The sequence below is a fragment of the Cupriavidus sp. 291-E7 genome, assembly GCF_057798835.1.
On sequence record NZ_JBYOJV010000028.1, the window covers coordinates 1 to 20,520 of the forward strand.

Annotated in this window: 15 protein-coding genes, 1 tRNA gene and 2 pseudogenes; 9 read left to right on the top strand and 9 right to left on the bottom strand. The window is 53.9% G+C overall.

The window, feature by feature from the left end:
* Positions 1 to 31: 31 nt before the first annotated feature.
* A protein-coding gene (locus AC3FLX_RS30215) for an IS3 family transposase (RefSeq protein WP_488693732.1) occupies positions 32 to 1,401 on the bottom strand; the annotation gives its coding sequence in 2 pieces (ribosomal slippage) (positions 32 to 933 and positions 933 to 1,401; 1,371 coding nt in all).
* Positions 1,402 to 1,516: 115 nt separating this feature from the next.
* Positions 1,517 to 1,771 (bottom strand): RidA family protein, encoded by a 255-nt coding sequence (locus tag AC3FLX_RS30220; RefSeq protein WP_488701019.1) that lies wholly within the window; start codon positions 1,769 to 1,771, stop codon positions 1,517 to 1,519.
* Between the two features lie 411 nt (positions 1,772 to 2,182).
* On the opposite strand from AC3FLX_RS30220, the gene AC3FLX_RS30225 reads away from it, so the two are divergent.
* The 3 genes from AC3FLX_RS30225 (at position 2,183) to AC3FLX_RS30235 (ending at position 4,646) form a co-directional block, all read left to right on the top strand.
* Positions 2,183 to 3,907: a peptidoglycan D,D-transpeptidase FtsI family protein gene (locus tag AC3FLX_RS30225; RefSeq protein ID WP_488701020.1), complete on the top strand. Its 1,725-nt coding sequence runs from the start codon at positions 2,183 to 2,185 to the stop codon at positions 3,905 to 3,907.
* 133 nt (positions 3,908 to 4,040) lie between these two features.
* Positions 4,041 to 4,292 carry a hypothetical protein gene (locus AC3FLX_RS30230; protein ID WP_488701021.1) on the top strand — a complete coding sequence of 84 codons (252 nt, stop codon included), beginning with the start codon at positions 4,041 to 4,043 and terminating at the stop codon, positions 4,290 to 4,292.
* Between the two features lie 276 nt (positions 4,293 to 4,568).
* A tRNA-Ile gene (locus tag AC3FLX_RS30235) sits at positions 4,569 to 4,646 on the top strand.
* Between the two features lie 594 nt (positions 4,647 to 5,240).
* Here AC3FLX_RS30235 and tnpC read toward each other — a convergent pair.
* Positions 5,241 to 6,110, bottom strand: a pseudogene (tnpC, locus tag AC3FLX_RS30240) (IS66 family transposase); the annotation flags it as partial.
* A gap of 83 nt (positions 6,111 to 6,193) precedes the next feature.
* On the opposite strand from tnpC, the gene AC3FLX_RS30245 reads away from it, so the two are divergent.
* The 4 genes from AC3FLX_RS30245 to AC3FLX_RS30260 all read left to right on the top strand — a co-directional run bounded on the left by AC3FLX_RS30245 (position 6,194) and on the right by AC3FLX_RS30260 (position 12,016).
* A complete protein-coding gene (locus tag AC3FLX_RS30245; RefSeq protein WP_488701058.1) occupies positions 6,194 to 6,394 on the top strand; it encodes a transposase in 201 nt (66 codons plus the stop codon).
* Entirely contained in the window at positions 6,373 to 6,717 is a 345-nt protein-coding gene (locus AC3FLX_RS30250; RefSeq protein ID WP_488701022.1) for a zinc ribbon domain-containing protein, read from the top strand. The genes AC3FLX_RS30245 and AC3FLX_RS30250 overlap by 22 nt, the downstream gene beginning before the upstream one ends.
* Before the next feature lie 1,461 nt (positions 6,718 to 8,178).
* Positions 8,179 to 9,531 (top strand): helix-turn-helix domain-containing protein, encoded by a 1,353-nt coding sequence (locus AC3FLX_RS30255; protein ID WP_488701023.1) that lies wholly within the window; start codon positions 8,179 to 8,181, stop codon positions 9,529 to 9,531.
* On the top strand, positions 9,485 to 12,016 hold the full coding sequence (locus AC3FLX_RS30260) for an ATP-binding protein (RefSeq protein WP_488701024.1): 2,532 nt from the start codon (positions 9,485 to 9,487) through the stop codon (positions 12,014 to 12,016). Before AC3FLX_RS30255 ends, AC3FLX_RS30260 begins: the two co-directional genes overlap by 47 nt.
* Before the next feature lie 696 nt (positions 12,017 to 12,712).
* Here the strand turns inward: AC3FLX_RS30260 and AC3FLX_RS30265 are convergent.
* The 3 genes from AC3FLX_RS30265 to AC3FLX_RS30275 form a co-directional block, all read right to left on the bottom strand.
* A complete protein-coding gene (locus AC3FLX_RS30265; protein ID WP_488701025.1) occupies positions 12,713 to 13,843 on the bottom strand; it encodes an acyltransferase family protein in 1,131 nt (376 codons plus the stop codon).
* A 99-nt stretch (positions 13,844 to 13,942) separates the two neighbouring features.
* Complete coding sequence (locus AC3FLX_RS30270; RefSeq protein ID WP_488701026.1) at positions 13,943 to 14,314, bottom strand: hypothetical protein; 372 nt, start codon at positions 14,312 to 14,314, stop codon at positions 13,943 to 13,945.
* A 1-nt stretch (position 14,315) separates the two neighbouring features.
* Positions 14,316 to 14,639 (bottom strand): hypothetical protein, encoded by a 324-nt coding sequence (locus AC3FLX_RS30275; RefSeq protein WP_488701027.1) that lies wholly within the window; start codon positions 14,637 to 14,639, stop codon positions 14,316 to 14,318.
* Between the two features lie 237 nt (positions 14,640 to 14,876).
* Between AC3FLX_RS30275 and AC3FLX_RS30280 the strand changes: the two genes are divergently transcribed.
* The gene (locus tag AC3FLX_RS30280) at positions 14,877 to 15,062 is read left to right on the top strand and encodes a hypothetical protein (protein ID WP_488701028.1); all 186 of its coding nucleotides are present in this window, start codon (positions 14,877 to 14,879) and stop codon (positions 15,060 to 15,062) included.
* A gap of 211 nt (positions 15,063 to 15,273) precedes the next feature.
* Here AC3FLX_RS30280 and AC3FLX_RS30285 read toward each other — a convergent pair whose 3' ends face one another.
* Both AC3FLX_RS30285 and AC3FLX_RS30290 read right to left on the bottom strand, forming a co-directional pair.
* Positions 15,274 to 16,311, bottom strand: a complete 1,038-nt coding sequence (locus AC3FLX_RS30285) for a hypothetical protein (protein ID WP_488701029.1) — start codon at positions 16,309 to 16,311, stop codon at positions 15,274 to 15,276.
* Positions 16,312 to 16,444: 133 nt separating this feature from the next.
* A pseudogene (locus AC3FLX_RS30290) lies at positions 16,445 to 17,112 on the bottom strand (aminotransferase class V-fold PLP-dependent enzyme); the annotation flags it as partial.
* An 891-nt stretch (positions 17,113 to 18,003) separates the two neighbouring features.
* Here AC3FLX_RS30290 and AC3FLX_RS30295 point away from each other — a divergent pair.
* The gene (locus AC3FLX_RS30295; protein ID WP_488701030.1) at positions 18,004 to 19,461 is read left to right on the top strand and encodes an HdeD family acid-resistance protein; all 1,458 of its coding nucleotides are present in this window, start codon (positions 18,004 to 18,006) and stop codon (positions 19,459 to 19,461) included.
* Positions 19,462 to 19,901: 440 nt separating this feature from the next.
* On the opposite strand, the gene AC3FLX_RS30300 is transcribed toward AC3FLX_RS30295, so the two are convergent.
* Positions 19,902 to 20,513, bottom strand: a complete 612-nt coding sequence (locus tag AC3FLX_RS30300; RefSeq protein ID WP_488701031.1) for a trimeric intracellular cation channel family protein — start codon at positions 20,511 to 20,513, stop codon at positions 19,902 to 19,904.
* Positions 20,514 to 20,520 lie beyond the last annotated feature (7 nt).

A 20,520-nucleotide genomic window follows, 5' to 3' on the forward strand; every position in this document is an offset into this window, starting at 1 on the left:
TGAACGGACCCCGTAAAGTTGGACGGGTAACTTAGGCCGCCAAGGGCTGAGTTCTGTACTTCACGGGACTCAGCCCTTTTAGTTTGAGCTTGATGCGGTCGTGATTGTAGTAGTGAATGTATTGGCGCAGGCCTTGCTGTAGCTCCTCGACGCTGGCGAACTTGTTCAGGTAGAAGAACTCGGACTTCAGGGTCCCGAAGAAGCTTTCCATAACGGCGTTGTCAAGGCAATTGCCCTTGCGTGACATGCTGGGACGGATATTGCGCTGCTTGAGCATCCGCTGGTAGGCCGGCATCTGGTACTGCCAGCCTTGGTCGGAATGCAGGACCGGCCGGTCCTGCGGACATAGGCGCCGGAACGCTTTCTTCAGCATGCTGCTCACCATCTCGAAGGCCGGCCTGTGGGCGGTCTCGTAGGCGATGATTTCGCCGTTATACAGGTCCAGCACCGGGGAGAGGTACAGTTTCTCGCCAGCCACGTTGAATTCGGTCACGTCGGTTACCCACTTCTGATTCGGACGCCTGGCCCGGAACTGCCGTTGCAGAACGTTGGGCGCGACACGGCCTACCGTGCCCTTGTAGGATCGGTATTTCTTTGGCCGTACCAACGACTTCAGTCCCATCTCGCTCATGAGGCGCTGGACCGTCTTGTGGTTGACGATCATGCCGCTTTGCCGGATTGCTGCTGTGATGCGGCGGTAGCCATAACGGCCCATGTGTCGGTCGAAGAGGTCGCGAATGCGCGCTTTCAGGCCCGCATACTTGTCTTGGGCCTGGAGCACCGCCTGCTGGTAGTAAAACGTGCTGCGCGCCAGCCCCGCCGCCTTCAGTAAGCCGACCAATGGATACTGCTGCCTCAGCTCAAGCACTATTTGCGCTTTTTGGGTTGCGCAGATGTCTTGTTCGCTTGAACCAAGGCGTCGAGCTTTTTTAGATACGCCACCTCCGCGCGCAGGTTCTCGATCTCCTTGAGCAAGTCCTTGCGGGAGCGCTCGTCGTCGGGGACTGGGGTGTCGGTTGCAGGCTTGCGAGGCGTGGCTTGTGGCATCGTCTTGGGGCGCCCGCGAGGTCGGGGCGACAGGGCATCCATACCGCCACTATGATAGCGGCGCTCCCAGACCCCAATGCAGCCAGGGCTGCGAATGTCGAACAAAGCGGCCGTCTGTCCGATCGACAAACCATCTCGCCACATGCGCCGCAGCACCGCCAATCTGAATTCGGCGCTGTAGTGGCTGAATTTTTTGCGCAGCCCGTCTCGGCCATGCTGTCGGTAGCTGGCCACCCAACGCTCCACCAGACTATGGCCAATACCATGCTCGGCTGCGATTGCGTTGAAGCCGGCTCGACCGGCCAGGTACTGCCTTACCACTCTGAGCTTGAATTGCTCATCGTACTTCGCCATGAAAAACACCCCAAAGGTTGGATGGATGTCCAACTTCTGGGGTGCAGTTCACCGATAGCGTCCATTTTTTACTCTACAGCCGTAAAGGCGATGGGTCTTCGATGCTATGCACGAGTCATCTTTTGGCGTCATGGGGTGATACCGCCAAGAGTATTGCGTCAACCTCGACATCGAAATCCGCGAACGAAGAGTGCACGAGCGTTCTGGCGGGCGGCAGGTTGCCCACAAACTGTGCGTATATCATGCCAAATGTCTTGGCGTCGGCGGGGTTACGTAGGAACACAGTGACTTTCACGGCGTCTCTCAGCGACTGTCCGGCTGCGCGGGCGTCGGCAGTCACTGATTGCGGCACCGAAACGTGACAACTCATTCAACCGGAACGAACGTTGGCGCCCTGGATTCGACCCCGCCGGCCGTGTACTCGGTCTTCAAAGAGCTCTCAATGAGCGAGTTGTCTGCCTCAGCCTTCGCCGGTTCATGTGGCAAGCAATGACGAAATCGCCTATCGCGCCCGGCTTCACAGAAACAAGAAAAATCTTGCTTTCGACTGCCGGACTGCTGACTACTATTCCCTTTCTCTGCTGAGAAGTTAGCGGCGTGTCGTGAGGTCTTCTCAAAGGGAGTAGCTAGGGGCTTTACTCGGCTTGCATATCAGCAGGCCGAGTATTTTTTTGGCATGCCAAGTGACAATGACTTCCATCGCGATGACGTAAATTTCGCCTGAAATTGGAAGAAAATTATACAAGAACGATCGCGGAAGCCTTGTTCTTATAGAGATTTCATGCGTTTCGTATCATATGCACGGCATCCGACGCTAACGGCGACACAGTGCAGTCAATTTTTTCTTCATCGATCACGCTTGCTCGTTCTGTTTTTGACGCTTTGCTTCGGAAGCCTTGTTCTCCGAGCGGTATCGATTGCCGGGCCTGAGAATAGATTTTATCGCCGACAGGGTGAGATCCGCATCGAACGTCGGCTTCCATTGGTGGGACTTCGCGGAAACATTGTGGATCGTCGAGGTGTTTTGTTGGCTCAAGATTTGCCCGCTTACGGCATATATCTGGATCCAAAGCGCATAGATTTTCGTCAGCGTGACTATAGTGACATAGAAAGCTCACTAAAAATCAGTGATAGTAAATTCAGATCCCTCGCAAAGGAAGATAAGAGATTTGTCTATCTAGCACGTCATGTCGATCCGGAAACTGCGATCAATATTATTGACTTGAACCTTCCTGGCATTAATTTTGCGAAAGAATCGTGGCGGGCATATCCGCGAGGTGAGGCGTTTAGTTCGTTGCTTGGTGCCGTGGATACCGATGGGAACGGAATATCTGGCCTGGAACTTTCCCTGCAGCCCCGGCTTACTCCAGAATCCTCTTCGCGCATTGTTCAGCGCGATCGCATGGGACGTGCCGTGGGAGAAGTTGGCGATCAGGCTACTCCAAAGAATGGGCAGAATATCGTCCTTTCGATCGATGGAAGATTGCAGGAGAGCAGTTATGAAATACTGTCTAGGCACGCTCGAGAAATAGCTGCTAAGTCCGCAATAGGTTTAATCGTCGATGTTCACACCGGTGAGATTCTTGCGGGGGTAAGCTGGGAGTCGAAGAATGAAGCGTCCAGAAACGCCAGCATCCGAGATTCCATAAATTATCGAGTTTTAACAGATTCTTTTGAGCCTGGATCTGTTATCAAGCCATTGATCGTGGGGGCAGCGATGGATCTCGGTAAGATTACACCAGATACATTATTCGATACCCACGAGGCTCATCTTATCGGAAGGGCACGAATCACCGACGTTCATAATTATGGGCGTCTTGACGTATCTCAGATCATTGAAAAGTCGAGCAACATTGGTATGGCAAAGATATCTGAGCGACTCACCTCCGCGGAAATGTGGGATGCTCTATCAAGATTTGGTTTTGGTCAGAGAATTTCCGGCGTAAAGTTTCCGGGCTTGGCAGGAGGGGTTTTGCCTCATGTTGATTCGATAAGTGCTATTTCCAAGGCGACTATGGCATATGGATATGGACTTACGACTTCGGCGGCGCAACTAGCGAGAGCCTATGCCGCCCTAGGAAACTCTGGGCTTGCCCCCAATTTGACGCTTGAAGTAGTTAAGCCTGGAGCATTTACGAAGCCAACCAGAATGTTCTCTCCTGAAACTGCGCAGGCGGTGATGCGCATGCTTGAGAGGGTTACGGAATCAGGATCCGGTCGTGAGGCGCAGCTGAAGGGATACCGCGTAGGAGGGAAGACCGGTACTGCATACCTTCATGTCATCGGGAAAGGCTACGATCATCACCGATATCGCGCATCTTTTGTTGGCATTGCCCCGATTCCATCTCCGGACATGGTCGTGGTGATTAGTGTAGAGGACCCAAAAAAAGGCAGTCATTTCGGGGGGAAGGTTGCCGCACCGATTTGTTCGGAGATATTGGAGCAAGCACTTCGCTTTCGCCATATCGTGCCGGAGATTGGCATTGAGTCCAAGTCAAAGAATTGAGGAAGTTACTTTTATTAATAATATCTGTAATGTTTGCGGCTTCAAGACCCTGTTTTTTGTTGAGGATTTTCTCTTTTGGCATCGATACAAAAGGCTCTTTCTTGATGGTTGTGTAAATTCAGGTTGAGGTAGTATGATGAAGCAAAAGTGGAGGGTGCGATTGTTTATTGGCGGCATGATAATTGTTGCCGCTATTGTTTTTAAATTAGATTATGATGCGCATAATCAAAAGATCTGTGATCATGCAGCTTCGCCAGGTGTGGTTCATCTAGACAATAGAGAGGCAATTCTGTTAGGCCGCTATTGTGCCTTGAGTGATGATTGTAGAAATGCTGACTATCTTGATGAGCGCTCGCGCTCTTCGTGCGTAGAGAAGAGAGAATAACGATATGTCTATATGCGTTACTACTCTCTACAACTGGTTACCTGGTTGCAAGTGTCGTGCAGCCTTTACGAACGGAGGGTGCGCACGCCGCCGGCGGGCGGATAGGCTTCGCGGCATCTTGGCGTGGTTGTGTAGTCCGGTGTCTAGAGCACAATTTGTCAGACCCCCGAAATGGGGGTGATATAGTTTAACTTTTTCGGGCGTAGCTTAGTTGGATAGGTTAATATCTGCCTAGGCTCTAGGTCGCTGGCTCAAGTCCAGCACGTCCCATTCTGCGGGCCTCTAGCTCATGGTGGTTAGAGCAGCGAACTCATAATTCGTTGGTGCCGCGTTCGACTCGCGGGAGGCCCACCAAATACCCGAGTGGTGAAATCGGTAGACACAGGGGACTTGAAATAATTTGAGCCTTCGGTTTGGAAACGGCCGAAGTGAAATCCGTCAAAGTCGGCGAAATCCCTGGATGCTTCTCGCGTCCGAGCCAACGCCGAGCCAAGCCCAAATTGCGTACCGGGAAGGTGTAGAGAGCAGACGGCGGGCACCTAAGGTCGCGAGGCTACGGTGAAGGCGTGCTCCAGACCACGAACAGCTTACTGCGAGCTGGCGGCGAAAGTCGAAGTGGGAAGAAAATCCCTAGCCACATGGCGTGCCGGTTCGAGTCCGGCCTCGGGTACCACCGACCACTTCCATTTGCCACATGGAACGTATATTGACTGCAGCAGCTCAATTCTCATAGCGTATTGGAGCTTTGCGCGGATGAGTTTATCGGGCAAGCGTCGTCGAGAGCCAAAAGACGACACGCTGATGGACCGTACGGCTTCTCGACGATCATGCTAGTGGTCGCCAGTAGCAGCACGCCTGCGAGCATTGTGGCAAGAGCGTACGCGGTCCATTGAAGACGCCCCTCAGATAGGGTACCGATGGAACGGTAGGTGTGATACGTGGGGTGGTTCAGCGTAGGTGGACGGGCATCTTCCAGGGCAGCAGTGCGTCGTAGTCGTCGACGGTTTCGGCCAGCGGGAGTTGTTGGAATAGCCAGCGAAGGTATTGATAGGGATCGATGCCGGTAGCCTTGCAGGTCTCCACGAGCGAGTATAGGTTGGCACTCGCATTCGCACCGTCCACGGTGTCCGAGAACAGCCAACTACGGCGCCCGACGCAGAATGGACGAATCGCGTTTTCGCAAGGATTGTTGCAGATCGGCCAGGCACGGTGCTCGACGTAGCGCACCAGCTTCGGCCACTGCCCGTGCATGTAGTGCAGCGCTTTGCCCAGTAGGCCACCGGGGACGACACCAGGCATTTGCTCACGCATCAGTTGCTTGATGGTATTGAGCACACGAACACTGTAGCGGCGTCGCAAGCGCTGCCGTCGCTGGGCCGCCCAGTCCGAACTTCGCGCCTCGGCTGCATAGAGCTTGCCGATCAGACTGATGAAGCGCGTCGCGAGCAGGTCCGGCGTGCGCGCGGCCTTTGGCACGCTCGCCTCAGCCTTCACGAACCCACGTCGTACGTGTGTCCGGCATCCAAGATGGATGAGCTGGTGATCGTGCGCGATGCCATCGTAGAGCGTGTAGCCATCGCTCATCAGGACCGCGCCGCGGCGAATACCCTCGAACAGCGGTCGCCCCTGTCGGGTGCTACGCCCAGGCGTATAGGTGAACAGACGAATCGCCGGCCCAGCCGCGCTCATCATGCACCAGAGCTGGATCTTCGTTTGCGCTCGACGACCTTTCTCCTTCAGTACCTGGAACGTCGTCTCGTCGTAGTAGATCAGATCTGCGTCGAGCACGCCGTCGCGCATCAGGTTGATCACCGGCTGTTGATTTGCACTGAATCCTGACCCACCCACGGTCGGTCAATCGTCGCCGTGCGAAGGCAACGCTGGCAAAGCTGCATGCCCGCATTGCCGCCATTCGCTCGGATGCCTTGCACAAGCTCACGACGGACCTGACGCGCCGCTTCCATACCATTGGCATTGAAGATCTGAACGTGCGCGGCATGATGAAGAACCGGCATCTGGCCCGTTTGATCGCCGACATGAGCTTTTTCGAGCTGAGGCGGCAACTGGAAAAAAGGCGGACATGCGCGGCGGCGAGGTGGTAGTGGCAGACCGTTTCTACGCCAGCAGCAAGACGTGCTTAGTATGCAGGCACAAGATGGACAGCTTGCTGCTGTCGGTGCGCGAATGGACATGTCCTGCATGCGAGGCGACTCGCGACCGCGACGTGAATGCGGCAGTGAACCTCTTTAACAACGCCGTGAGTACCACGGTGTCAGTCTGTGGAGAGGAAGGCGCCGGTCACAGTTGTAAGACGGTGGCGAAACCGGCCTCAGTGAAGCAGAAAGTCAGCTTTGTTCCTGTTTGGGCAGGAATGAGTAAGTCTGACGGAACGGTACTCATGTCAGGCCCTTCGAGGCGGGCATAGCATGAACATACGCCGCTCCACCGCAAAATGGGTCGAGGCATTCGGTATGAGGATATGACGTGGCTACCGCGAGGCTATCGAGGCGTGTGCCTTCGGACCAGTCACTGCGCAAGCCGGCGCATGGCCAGATCGAACAGCCGCCACTGGCGGTAATGGTCGGTAGAACTCGAGCATGGAGTCGGTGATGCCGTGTGCCCGCAGGCTCGTTCCCGTCAACAGGCCTACCGGCACTGCCGTGATGGCTGGGAACGAGAAAGCGCCAGACACGCGGGCGAGGCGCCATGCAAAATGCCGCCATAGCAAGTAGGCCCCTCGCACAATACCGTCTCAATGGCGGCACATCAGACGGCCGACGGTGGCCGCCAGCAGGATGGCCAGCAGTGCCACGATGGTGGTGGGCCGTGATGGTGCCGGTGGTGCTGCCGCCCAGACGTCGGAGCACTTGGGCTGCGGGCTTTGTTGGTGTGGTTAGCGTTGCTCACGTATGTTGCCTGTGTATCAGTTGCTGGAGGTTCTCGCGCCAGGCGATGGTCTCTCCCACGCTGTGCGCGATGAAGAACACGATCTTTCTGGCGACGGCCCAGATCTTGGCTAGCTTTTCCGGGATCGATTCGCGCGGTGCGCATTGAGTGCACCCATGTAGGCCATCCACCAATGGCTCGCGTGGACCATCAGCTAGCAAATATCTTTTGCAAAAAAAGTATAAAAAAATCAAAAGATCCAAATGATCTGAATTTCTACCATTCATACACATCGGCTCAAGATCTGCACCACAGCAGTGATTCTGCGGCGGTTCCTGGATTCTATGGGCAAGAGTTGAGGGTCATTTGCCCAATAGCCTAGCGGCAGCGGTCAAATGGTCATTCCGTCGAGGAGGATCGCTGAATGCCTTCTGTCGGGAGGGTACCCTTGTCTCCGCAATGTTAAACGCCGCGCCAGACCGCTCGCTCAGTACGTTGTCTTTGAATTCAAGAGTTTTCCTGTGCCTTCTGGGTGCTGATGGCAGTAATCTCGCGCCAAGAAAATAATGATAAGCGTCTCACTCCGACGCAGTCAAACGCTTTTGTGCGGGAGGAAGTGCGAGTGCGACCATTTTCTCCGAAAGTGATCAACAATCAATGGAGTATCTAACGCCTACATCCTATCTGGAATATATATCTGATCTGATTTCATCTAATGCGAATGATTTTGGGGAAAGTACAGATGTTGCAAGTCATATTTTTGCGTCGGAGTGAGTAGTTTTCGACCCAACCTAAGCAGCTCGGCTATCGCGAGAGGGCAAATGATTGCGGAAGCAATTGACACTGAAAGGCAGAAGCCATTTCCTTGGCGATGCGAGGGAGAACATCGTTTTGAGTGTCGCGGCCGCCAAGTAGAAGACTCTTGGATTTTTGGAAAACTTTCCACTGAAATCTCGATAACGAAAAAATACGAAAACTAGGGGTGTGCGCAGGGGTGGTTATGATTGGCAGCCAAGATGTTCGAATACGCAGCTTTCAAAGTGATGATCCGGACGAAGTATCAGCATTTCTCGCCGAGATTTATGCAAGTAATAAATTCGAGGCGCAAGATACGGTTAAGAGGGAAGTGAGAATTTCGGGATACGAATGGGGTGATATCGGGCTCTATGATGCAGATTTTCTCATGCCGCATCACTTCCGATCTGAGGGAGATCGCTCAAACTACATGATTGCGTCATGTAGGAGGGGAGTGGCGACTCATTTCCGAGGAAGCAATGAAGTTTGGTGTGCGCCGGGCGACGTTCTGCCGATATCGTCTGTCGGAAGTTCTGTGTGTTCAACCGGGGATGACGGTGTCGGCTATGTGTCGCTAACTATGAGTGAGCGACGAGTTAACGACTTTCTAGCACAGTGGATTGGGCAACCGTTAGCGGAACCAGTCAAGCTAGATCTTCGCCCGCTGTCGCCCACCACGGCGAAGCAATGGAATCTTGCCACCGAATGCCTAGGCCAGATGATGCGTATGGAGTCTGTGCCCCACGCGGCATCCGATTCTTTGTTTGAGCATATGCTGAAACTGCTCCTGATGGAGCATCCAAACAATTACAGCATGCTTTTGGCAGAGGATCGTTGGGCTCGGGAGAAGCAGGCACGTAGCGCGATCTGTATGATCACGGCTGAACCAATGCGGTGGAGAACTCTAGGCGCGATTGCGCATGCGCTCAATTGCGGAACAAATGCCCTAGACAAGGGGATTAGAAGACTGACCGGTAAGAGTTCGGCAGAGATATTCTATGGCGCCCGATTGGATCATGTGAATCGAGCGCTAGCAAATGGCACAGACGATAGTTTTGTCGGCACGTTACATGCATTTGGATTCAGCATTTCCGGGCGATTTGTGCAGGAATATCATCGCCGCTTCGGTGAACTCCCGAGCGCAACTTATCGTAGGAATTCAAATGCAAATACCGACGATGAGCATGCGGTGAGTCAACCAGTTCCCGACGCTCTGTGCGAGCGATCGATTAATAAGTTTATAGACGACTCGCTGGGAACGGCGATTTCAGTGGCCGACCTTGCCGCTCTTGCAAATATGCCGGAGTACGCTGTTATCGCCGCCTTTAAGGATCGATTCTCCCGAACGCCGATGCAGTATGTTATTGAAAGGCGCCTCGAACATGCTAGATCGAGATTGGAGAATACGTCTGCGAGCATTCTAACTATTGCCATTGAATGCGGGTTCGGAACGCAGAGCTATCTTACAACTACGATGAAACGCCATTTCGGGGTGACACCCGGGCAATTGCGTGCCGCCACTGGTCGCTTTGAGTCTCGATCGTCAATGGGGCCATAAAAATTTCCATAAGTTATATCTAACGCTATTTGATGTGGTTCTTAAATCGAAGCAAGGTGCTGATTGCAAAACTAGGCAGATTGCCGTGAAGAAATATGTGGTTATCCTGATATGTGCATTTTCATCGTGGAATGCATTTGCAAATAGCTGCGGTGGGGAATTGCAGCTAAGTGTGGCGGAAAAGAAGTGGATCGAAGAGAATCCAGTCGTACGATTTTCAATCGATCCGAATTGGAAGCCGTTCGAATACTCGGTGGACGGGGCGGCGCAGGGCCTGACAATGGCCTATCTCCGATGTATTGCGGAGAAGACAGGGCTCAATTTCAGATTTGTTCCAAGCGATTCATGGAAGCAGTCCGTCTTAAATTTGACGAGCGGAAGAGTGGAGCTGCTCCCTGGGGTTCCGGATTTTCTGCTTCCAGATGAAGCAAAGGAAAAACTACTAACATCGATGCCCTATTTCGTTGCGACAACTATTGTTGTTGCAAATGCAAAGAGAAGAGGGTATTTCGAGTTCGATAAACTGTCACATACAGATATTGTGGCGATCAAGGGCGGTGGCGCGTACGAAGCTTGGCTAAGGGAGTACTATCCTACGATAAACACACGTCTATTCGCCACCGACGCCGAAGCTCTCGCGTCAGTGGCGGAGGGACGTGCGACGGTGGCGGTTGGTTTCGAACCTATCTTGCACCCGATGATTCGGCAAAGATACGACGGTATCCTGTATGTCGCTGGTACGATCGAGCGACTTCCCGTTGCGTTGCGAATGGGGGTGCATTCCTCTCTGCCAGAATTGAGGGCACTCATCGATAGAGCTCTAGCATCAATTGATGCGAAGCAAGCTGACGAGATCCTTCGTAAATGGGTAGAAGATGCCGATTATGGTCGGCCGTCTCCAGCTGTGCTATTGAAGTATTACGGCTTTAGGATGATGGCCCTATTTATATTCGTGGGTGCCTTAATTCTTGCTCTATATAAATCTGTTCAGGCCAGACGGGCAGCATTGGAGGTGGCGCGTCAACGCGAAGTGTTCGTCTCGATTCTGAGTCATGAAATTAGGACGCCGCTTAATCAGATTCTTCCATCCCTGGAGCTAATAGATGTAGAAGGCCTGCCAGATAATCAAAAGAAATTTATGACCGCGGCAAAAGATGGCTGCGAGGTGCTGTTTTGTTTGTTGAATAATGTACTAGATTACGCCAGAATAGAGGCTGGAAAATTATTAATTGAAGAAAGCAGCGTACATTTAGGGGGAATGGTTAATTCGGCGTGTAATCTTGCGGAAATTTCTGCAGAAAGAAAAGGGTTATATTTTAGGCGATCAATTGCCGCTGATGTTGGTGTAATTGCGGCTATTGATTTCGTTCGGGCGAGACAAGTTATCGGAAATATACTTTCTAATGCAATTAAGTTCACCGATAGCGGCGGCATAAATGTGTCGGCTAGTATCATGATGAATAATGACGGGAAGCATTTGATGTGTGAAATATCTGATACGGGGATCGGAATGAGCCCGGAGGATATTGGCCATCTGTTTCAGCCATTTTCGCAATTTTCTCACGCTGGGTATGGTGGTAGTGGATTAGGGCTTGTCATTTGTCGTGATATTGCTAAGGCGATGGGCGGAGGAATTGAGGTTGATAGCTCGTTAGGGGGCGGCACTACAGTTAGAGTCTGGTTTGCACTCCGCTCTCTTACAGGCACAAGGATGGAGCCAAGTGCGACTATTACGTCTTATGATTTTTCTAAATATAAGATACGTGCTTTGGTCGTAGAGGATGTTCCCGTGAACCAAGTCGTGCTGCGCGAACAGCTACAACGGATTGGAATTTTTCCGACAGTGGTGAGTACGGGGTACGATGCAATATCTTCCGTGCAGAAAATGCAGTTTTCGATTGTATTGCTCGATTGTCATTTGCCTGATATGTCTGGGTATGACGTTGCAAAAATAATTCGTGGTGATCAGAACGAAATAATTAAATCCATCCCAATCATAGGAATATCTGCGGACGTTGGGCCTGCGCATCTGCGCCGAGGGCTTGATGCCGGAATGGACGGGATTCTCCCAAAACCGATTGGAATCGAACGTTTAGGGGAGACGTTAGCATTATATTTGAATTTACATGATTTCAAGAATGCGAAGGTTGATGATAAACCGCAGAATGAGAGTCCGTCTGACGCGGAAGGGATAATTTGGCGAGAGGTGCCGGTGGAGACCGCGGCGGTGCTCCAGCATGCACGACTACGTGATATACGTATGGCAAAATTTCATCTACATCGTTTGAAGGGATTGGCGCTAATTGTTAAAAGCGAAGAACTATTGTCGGTGGTAATGAAAATGGAGATGGCTCTGTCGTCTTCTGAGTGGGAAGTGCTTGATCAAGAACTGGATAAGCTCAAGGAGCGCGCAGCTCGAATTCAGTGTGAGCATACTAGAGTTGACCCTGTGATTCAGGACGCCCGGACACATGAATGTCGTTGACGATAGGTTGCTGACGAGGCGACACAGAACACAATGGCGGATGGCGTAACTGACGGCCCCGAGCGCCAGAAGCCCGCGGCAACAATGAAAGCTGAGTGCCTTCGCGCTGTTCTGGCCAGTTCAACGGAGGCACCGAGGCACTAATTTTCATCCCCGGCCCGGAATCGGCGGCTACCGATTCCTAGTCGAATATCCGCACCGTCTAGGAGCAACCATGTGCATCAAGTTTCCGGCTCAAAAGAGCTGCGCTGGGCAAGTTGGGGTTCGGCGAAGGCATCCTGGTTCCGGGCAACGATCGCAGGGTTCAGTCGGTGCAGTCCACCATTCAGTCGCTCTACGCCAAATAGGGCTTGGTATCGCGCGAGTTCTCGCAGCGCAAGGCGCTGCTGATCCTCGACGAGCACATCGTGCCGGCTCCGGTCATCGTCATTACCCGCCAACCGCTGCCGGTCGAAGAGGCGCCGGCATGAGCAACCTCGACGCATGTGTGAAAGCTAAGGCCATATCGATCCGGCGAACATATTGCCGATTTGAGCAGCAGAGCAATCGCACTTCTCTATACGGTGGGCAGATCGGTCAGTTGGGGGAACAGCTTGCGGCAGGTGGTCCAGCGTCCTGTAATAAGTAGTTCACACGCTTTTCCGCGCGGCGAACGAAGAGGCGACCTTGCTGGAGCCGTCCGCACTGCTGTCTTCTTTAAGCGAGCTTTCCTGTATTCCTTCCAATGATGTCGAGCTTGCTAAGAAGCGCCCTGCGAATCGCGTCACATACCCCATCTTCCAATGCAACCTTTGAAACGCCGGCCACGGTCAAGGCTGCTGCGCAGTAGACGCCCAATAGAACCCACCCCGGCACGACAGCTTCCAGTCCCAGTTTTGACATCAAGTGCGAACCGATACCAAAAATTATCTTGTGTGATAGGTATAGAGAAAATGAAATATCGCCAAGCCACACCAACCAGCGATTCACGTTTGGTCGTATTTCTTTTTCCAAACATATCAGGGCGATAAACAGCGGTGCCAGAGTCATTCCCCAGCCTGAGAATCCATGTCCGTACCTGAAATGGCTCGCCATTTGCCATATTGAAATTGACACAAAAACAACCACAATCGCAAGACTTGCCCACGAAGGCATCCTTGCCTTTTGCTGTTGATAGATGCACCCGGCTAGGACGCCAAAGCCGAATTCAGCAATGAGCGGATTGGTCGCCATGTCCAGCAATGCAATATCGAAAATTGGCGCTCGATAAGGGCCTAGTGTCGGCACGCCATGAAGCAGCGGTGCGGCGACGAGCAACACCACAAATGCGGCAGCCAAGGCTCCCCACCTCGCGCGGCCAAACAGCATCGTAATTGCGAATAGGACGTAGAATAGTATTTCGTAGTTTAGCGTCCAGCCAACGTTGAGCGTTGCATATCCATAGAACGGAGGATAATCCAGCGATAGAGGGAGAAATGCGAGGCTTCTTATGGTATCGAGTACTGGGGTGGCGGATATAGAGCCTTTGCGGATAACGACCCATACGATGGTCCAAAAGGCATAGACGGGCCAGATTCTGCACAAGCGTTTGATGAGGAAGCTACAGACGTCAATCCATGTGGGCGTAGTGCCCCAAGTGGAATAGACCATTATGAATCCGCTAATCATAAAAAAGAGGTCTACCCCAATGGCCCCCGACTCAAGAAACTTTGCAAGCGTAGGCTCGTCTTGCAACGAGCCCAGCGCGAAGGCGCCGTGGCTCAGCAGTACAAGTAGTGCAGCAATCCCGCGCAAGGCTTGCAAGGAAGATAGCGGCGGCTTTTTCACGGCTGGATAAGGCGTTTGCATAGGTGAAGACGATGCCGCTCCATATGTAGATGGGTTCAAGCTGAAGGGGGCGAAATTGCATGTCATACTTCGGCCCGAAGAGAATTTGGGCCGTCTGGATCACGCTGTCGTGCGTGGAATGCGGCGGCGCTGCTCGTGCTGCGCCTGTAGGTCCGACACCTGTGCCTGTCCAATCGTCGATTCCGGTGTTGCCTTTGGAACGCCTTGCAGTGAGGCTGTGAGTTGGCACTGGCCTGGCGCTGGAAGAGTTGGTTCATCGCTGGATCTTTGAACGGGGGTCTTGCGCCCCGTCCTTCGTGGCGCGCGCATGGCTGCCAACTCTGTCGCCAGTCGTTGCGAATCGTGGCTGTGCCGATGGTTATCGACGGCCTCGATGATGGCCTTGTACTCGCTGCCCGTCAGGCGATGCCGCCGTTTATCTTTGATGTCCTGCAGCATTTGCCCGCAGTCTTCGAGAGAAAAGATGTTCATTTCACACGAACACCCGCACCAGCGCCCACGCCACGATGCCCAGCGGCAACCCAGCGAGCCAAGATAGGCTCGCGTCTCGAACGAACGGATCAGGCCAGTTCCAGTCGCACCGCGAACCCCACGCGAGTTTTACCAACATCGCCGGCACCACCAGGGCAGCCAAACCTCGCCAATGGTCATTCAGCACAAGCCCAATGCCTATTGCACTTACGACAGCGGGCATGACCAGGAGAAACGCAATCACCGTTGGGGCGATGAGGGTCTCCAATATCTTGCGCTCAGCATCGGAAACTTCACTGTTCCTTGTTTTTGTTTGATTTAACATAATTAAAATTCTGCATACGACCGGTGTCAAAGCTAAGTTGAAATGTCCGCACCCCCGAACCGGACAGGTACAACTTTGCTGCTACAACCGGTGTTGGCCATTATTAATGTCACCTTTGCGATGATTAGAGATGTCACCTCTGTTATCCCGTAGGCTCCCAGCTTCGCCGGGCGCCCACGGGAGGCAGCGATGCACGGACAGTGATTGGTGACCATGAGCATGTGCGAGGTTGACCGCATGAAGGTAGTCCAGGCGGTGGCCGAGGGCCATTTGGCGCGCTGGTGGGCCGCTGAGCGTCTGGGTGTCAGTGCCAGGCATGTCAGGCGGTTGTTCCTGCGGTTCCTGGAAGACGGCCGAGCGGGCTGGTTTCGCGCAAAGCGCAGGCGCTTCGGCAACCGCCAACTGCCGCTCGGTCTGGAATAACGTTTCCGTAGCCTATCCGCGACGGCTACGCCGATTTTGGCACGACGCTGGCCTGAGAGACGCTGCGCCTGCCCAAGGTCCGCCAGCCGAACATTCCACGAAAGGCCTCAGAAAGAAGACCATTCACACTGCACGACCGGACGGGCGCCATCGCGCAAACAAGCTCACCGCCGACAGAACCCCCGTCAAAACGACAACATGACCTCGAGACTTAAGTTGGCAGTGGCGGATTCTCGGGTAATGTGACATCAGGTCCAGTTGAGAAAACGTAAGTCTTGTCTGAGACATCGTCTCCGGTTGTGATTCCGGTCACATCGGTTGGGGACGTTAGTGTGTGCACAACAAGCACGACTTCATCGCCGACGCTGTACGCGGAGACCCGGTAAGACGTAGGGAGTCCGGCATCATCAACAACCGATACCTCCTTGCCAGTCAAGGCGCTATCCAGGTCACCTGTACCGAGCACCGTGGACCACTGAGCTCCAGGGGACCTCACCCATACGCCGAGCAGTCCCTGCTTGCTCACCCCGAATCGAGCTTCCTCGTGGAAACTCAATTCAGCGACAGCACGACCCTCTTCCGTTTGCCCAGTGATACAGGAGTCGGCCGATGCCAAGGCTCTTCCTTGAAGGGCAGCCTGAAGATCGACAAGGCTTTCTATCCGTTTCGCAGCATGCCCCTCAATCGCTACCGAATCGGCAGCAAGAAACCCCATGCCAATGAGATGGCCTGCGGAACACAGCGCCAGTCCGCTGCCCTGACTTATAATGACGTTGTCCTCACCTAAAGTCGCACCATTTCCTGACGGGGATAGATCCACCTCGACGCCGGAACTCGCTCCGACCACCGCCGGAAGACGCTGATCCCAGGCAACCGAAAACCAGTCTTTCCCAGCATCCGAGTATACTAAACCTGCGGAATAATCAAGAATGCCATTCTGCTTGCCAAGCGCCCCAAGATTGACTGTCTTCAAATCGTCCGATATCCAGTACCAATCGTAGATTGCCTTAATCCCGGCCGAAGCGATCGGCGGAAGATCGGGCGCATCTACTGGCTTCGGAGTGCCAGGCCGAGCATTCCCAACTGTCGATGGCTGCGTTGGAAGAGTAATCGGCATCGATGGACTAGAGGGTCCCTTGACAATCGCTGGCAATGATTGGCCTGAGACTTTTTGAGAGTCATCTCCGCCACCACAGGCAGCTAAGCTACAAGCAACCAATGTTCCCAACCAAGCATGAAACATGCTCATGGCCAACTCCAAAGTGTTTACTTAATTTAAGTTATCCATATTTTTGCGCAAACTGTTATAAAAAATAAAATAAATAAATCAAAAATAGATCGATGCGATATCATCTACGCCGTAATCGGTTGAGAGTAGTTAGCTATGGAGAGCATAGTGCTCTCGCCCCGCAAATGCTTGACCAGAGGATCGCCGACAGGTTGACCCCCTCCTGAAACAGTTCCCTTAGCGGACTGAGCTGCCTTCAACGCACCCTCGTACGTGGGAAATTGCCGCTGCCACCTCCTGTTCCGTGGTGAAGGCCGAGCGTGAAACGGATCGAGCTGGGCGTCAGCTCATCGCTGCGGCCCAGTGCTCGCAGCACGTACGACGGCTCAAGCGAAGCAGACGTGCACGCCGGCCCCATGACACGGCGATTCCCTTCAGCCCCATGATGATGAGCGACTTCCCTTCGACGAAATTGAAGCTCAGGTTCGGGTTGTGAGGGATGAGGCGGTCAATGCGGTCGTTCACGGAGACCTGCTCCAGCCTGCCGACGTCGTGCCACAGCCGGTCGCGTAACGCGCCGACTCGCTGCGCCTCGCTGCCCTGTTCCAGCCGGGCTAGGCGGAAAGCTCCGCCCATGTACCGACGATCTGATGGCTCGCCAGCGTGCCGGAGCGCATGCCGCGCTCGTGTCCGCCGCCGTGCATCCGTGCTTCCAGCCGGATGCGAGCGCTGCGCGTCGCACGTACAGGGCGGCGATGCCCTTGGGGGGGCATAGACCTTATGCGCCGTCACGGTGTAGGTCGAGAGGTTGATTTGCATCTTGCCTGCGGTCTATGCCGCGTCGCGTCCATATTATCGGCATTGAAGATCTGAACGTACGCGGCTTGCGAGCTGACGCGGCAACTGGAGTACAAGGCGAACATGCGCGGCGGCAAGGTGGTAGTGGCCGACCGTTTCTATGGCAGCAGCACGTGGAGAGGAAGGCGCTGGCCACAGTTGTAAGACGGTGGCGAAACCGGCCTCAGTGAAGCAGAAAGTCAGCTTTGTTCCTGTTTGAGCAGGAATGAGCAAGTCACTGACGGAACGGTATCAGTAGTATCTCGGCATGAAGGTAGTATCGTCGTAGATGCTGCCTCGGGGCTAATTGGAGCCGGCGCCAACGTCAATGATATGAAGCGGGCCGCCCCCTCTGTTGCAAGGGGACGACTTCGACGCACTCGCTGATGCGGGCCACCATGCATCCGCGCGCGAGGGTCGACAGTAAACCGGACGCAGTGCCGGTGGTGTGGGGTTCGTGCGTCTAGGAGAACATGGAGATTTGTCCACCACGCGAAAGCAGCGTAGCGGATCGTGGCCCCGGCCGGCTGGAACGCATGATGACGGGCGCTCGCGTCAAGATCTGGCATCCGTTCCGAGTCCCGCGAACCTGCAGTTCGGCTAGGTCATGGTTCGCTACTGGGATTGCGAATGAACACGGCGCAGACACGAAGCTATTTGCGCTATCCTGTCCTTGGATATGCGTGCAGGCAACCGCTGGCGCTTGAAAGTAGTAGATGCCCCATCGAAAACGCCTCAATGGACGGCGCACGTGGATGTCTTCAAACTGAGTTAATCAAACTGCTTCTATGCCAGCGTATTCTACGATTCCATCCATATGGAAGACTCGCCCCCGCTCCGCGTGATACTTAGTGCTCGCGAGATTTGGAGATTGTCATGGTTCGTCTGATCATGATCTTACTGGGAGTCGATTACCTTCGTGCCCGATGGAAGGGGCTGAAAACCATGGGGTGGATAAGCCTAGTGCTCGGCATGGTTGTCTTTGTCGACGCACTTGACAGCGCGCTGTACTTCCCTATGACCCCTTTTGCATTGATCCTCATGGTGGAAGGACTGTCCACACTTGCCGTGGCTTGGACGGGAATGGGGGGACAACGCACGCTGCGCTACACAAAGGGGGCCACCTTTTGCATTGCTGCGGTGCTCATCCTAGCCGGTCACCATCATGGCAACTTCGTTCTGTCCTTAATCTTCGGAACCCTGTTCCTCGCTGACGGGCTGCTGCAGATTGTATCAGCCAGACTTATCCGCTACCGGACGTGGCGCCTCGCCGTTCTAGGTGGCATTGTCGAGATAGCACTCGCGATCTTCTTCTACCAACCCTATCCCACGCACTATGTCGGAACAGTACCGTACGCCATCGGACTCGGCTTAATCTTCGGCGGCTGGAACATGATTTTGCTCGCGTCCCGCGTATGTAGGCTAGCCACAAATCCTGCTGTGTATCCAGAAAACGCGGCAGCAGACAAAGAGACTGCGTCACTGTGTACCCCTGTCCCACTGAGTGCCACGGAATGGGATGGCCCCCCGAAACCGGGCGAACGAGCGTTGACGGTCCACGTTTGGACTCCGATCGGATCCTCGAAAACAGAGCCTCGGCGCGCGATAATCATAGATCGCTATATCGCAGCTATCGACAAAAATGGCGTCATATCAACCGGGCATGCAGCACTTGAGACACCCGATGGCGTCTATATCAGTTTGTATCCCGCCGTCGAAATTGACAGGTCTCCCGATGAGTTTGCTCGCCTCCTCCAAGCGACACACGAGAACGACGTACCGGGGCACTTTCAGCCCGATTATCCGACAGAGTCAAAAGCATGGTGCCCGTCCACAGTTCAGGTGCGAATCCGGAATTACGATCCCGAGCGCCTACAGCGATTTTGGGGAACCTACCAGAAAGACACCACATACAATCTTACATACCGGAATTGCTCGAGCAGCGTATCGCGTGCATTGGAAGCCGCCATTGAAGGTGCTTCCGCGCGTGTCTGGGGAAATGGAACGGGTTGGACGGCACTCCTACGCATTCTCACTACACCCGAATTATGGGTCGCTGCACAGATAAGAAAGCGCGCCTCGACCATGGCATGGACCCCTGGGCTAACTCTGGACTATGCCCGTGCCATGAGCATGCTCGCGGATCCACGACCGTCGGGCTGGGTGAAGATGGCGCGACTCGCTTTTCGCAAGATGCGCCGATCTCGTCAACGCTGGCTTAAGGAACAACGGCACGCCAAAAATCTGCATCTCGGCGGAGCAACAAGCGTCAACTTCCGATGCAAACGTGCCAGCCCTGACAAAAATTGGAGCAAGAGGAGAATGCACGACTGATTGAATCCAAGGACACCCGACGCGTTCGACAAATATCTCGCTAGTTGGACTACGGCCTGGCGAGAAAACTGAATGGTGAAATACCTGGTAGGACGTCTTCTAGATTTTGACAACAAGGCCCGCTGCCGTTTGACGCGACAGGAACGCGCGCCAATGGCGCGAGATCTCCCATCGTCATAGGCAGCAATGGCGTTGAGCATGCCGACCTCGGGCCGATTCTTAGTCAGCACGCTCGGTGCGTCGAGCGGTGTCAAGATTGTAGATCGATCTGGATACCGATGTTTGATATCTCTCGACACCGGATGGAATCGTCGCGTTTCGAAGTTGGACAACAAATTTTCAATAGCGCTGGTGTTTGTGGTCTTGTAGAGTTACCGAATCGCTTGGTGTCAGCGGCAGCCAAAGTCCAACTAACCCCCGCGAAATTCACATTTTGCTGCTCAATGCTCCATATCCATATTACCGCATGTCGGCATTCTCCAACCGAACCGGATAGCCAGCATCCGCATGGTAAATCCTCCCATAAGCGCCACGATTTTCGCCACCCCGTCACTGACGCCAATATATAGCAATCCAACATATGCTGCTCCGGTCAGCAGTGCTACGCTCGCGTACAATTCCTCTCGCAGAATCAACGGCATCTCATTGCATAGCAAGTCACGCAGCATACCGCCGCACACTCCAGTGATTACCCCTCCCACCACGACAATCAATGGTGACAAGGAGGTTTGCATGCCGACATCGCAGCCGATGATTGCGAAAGCGGCTAAGCCTAGAGCATCAATAGCCATGAAGAACTTTCCCACGCGTGTCAATGAGCGAGCGATACAGGATGCAAACGTTGCCGCGATCAACGTGATCACAAGATAATCTGGATGGGCGATCCACCCGAGCGGATGATGGCCGAACAACACGTCGCGAACGGTTCCGCCTCCAAGTGCAGTTACGGCGCCCACAAACGCCATCCCAAAGCGATCCATACCTCGGCGCATGCCCATCAGCGCCCCCGACATTGCTTCGGCTACAATAGCGATCAAATAAAGTGTGTGCATTTCTAGC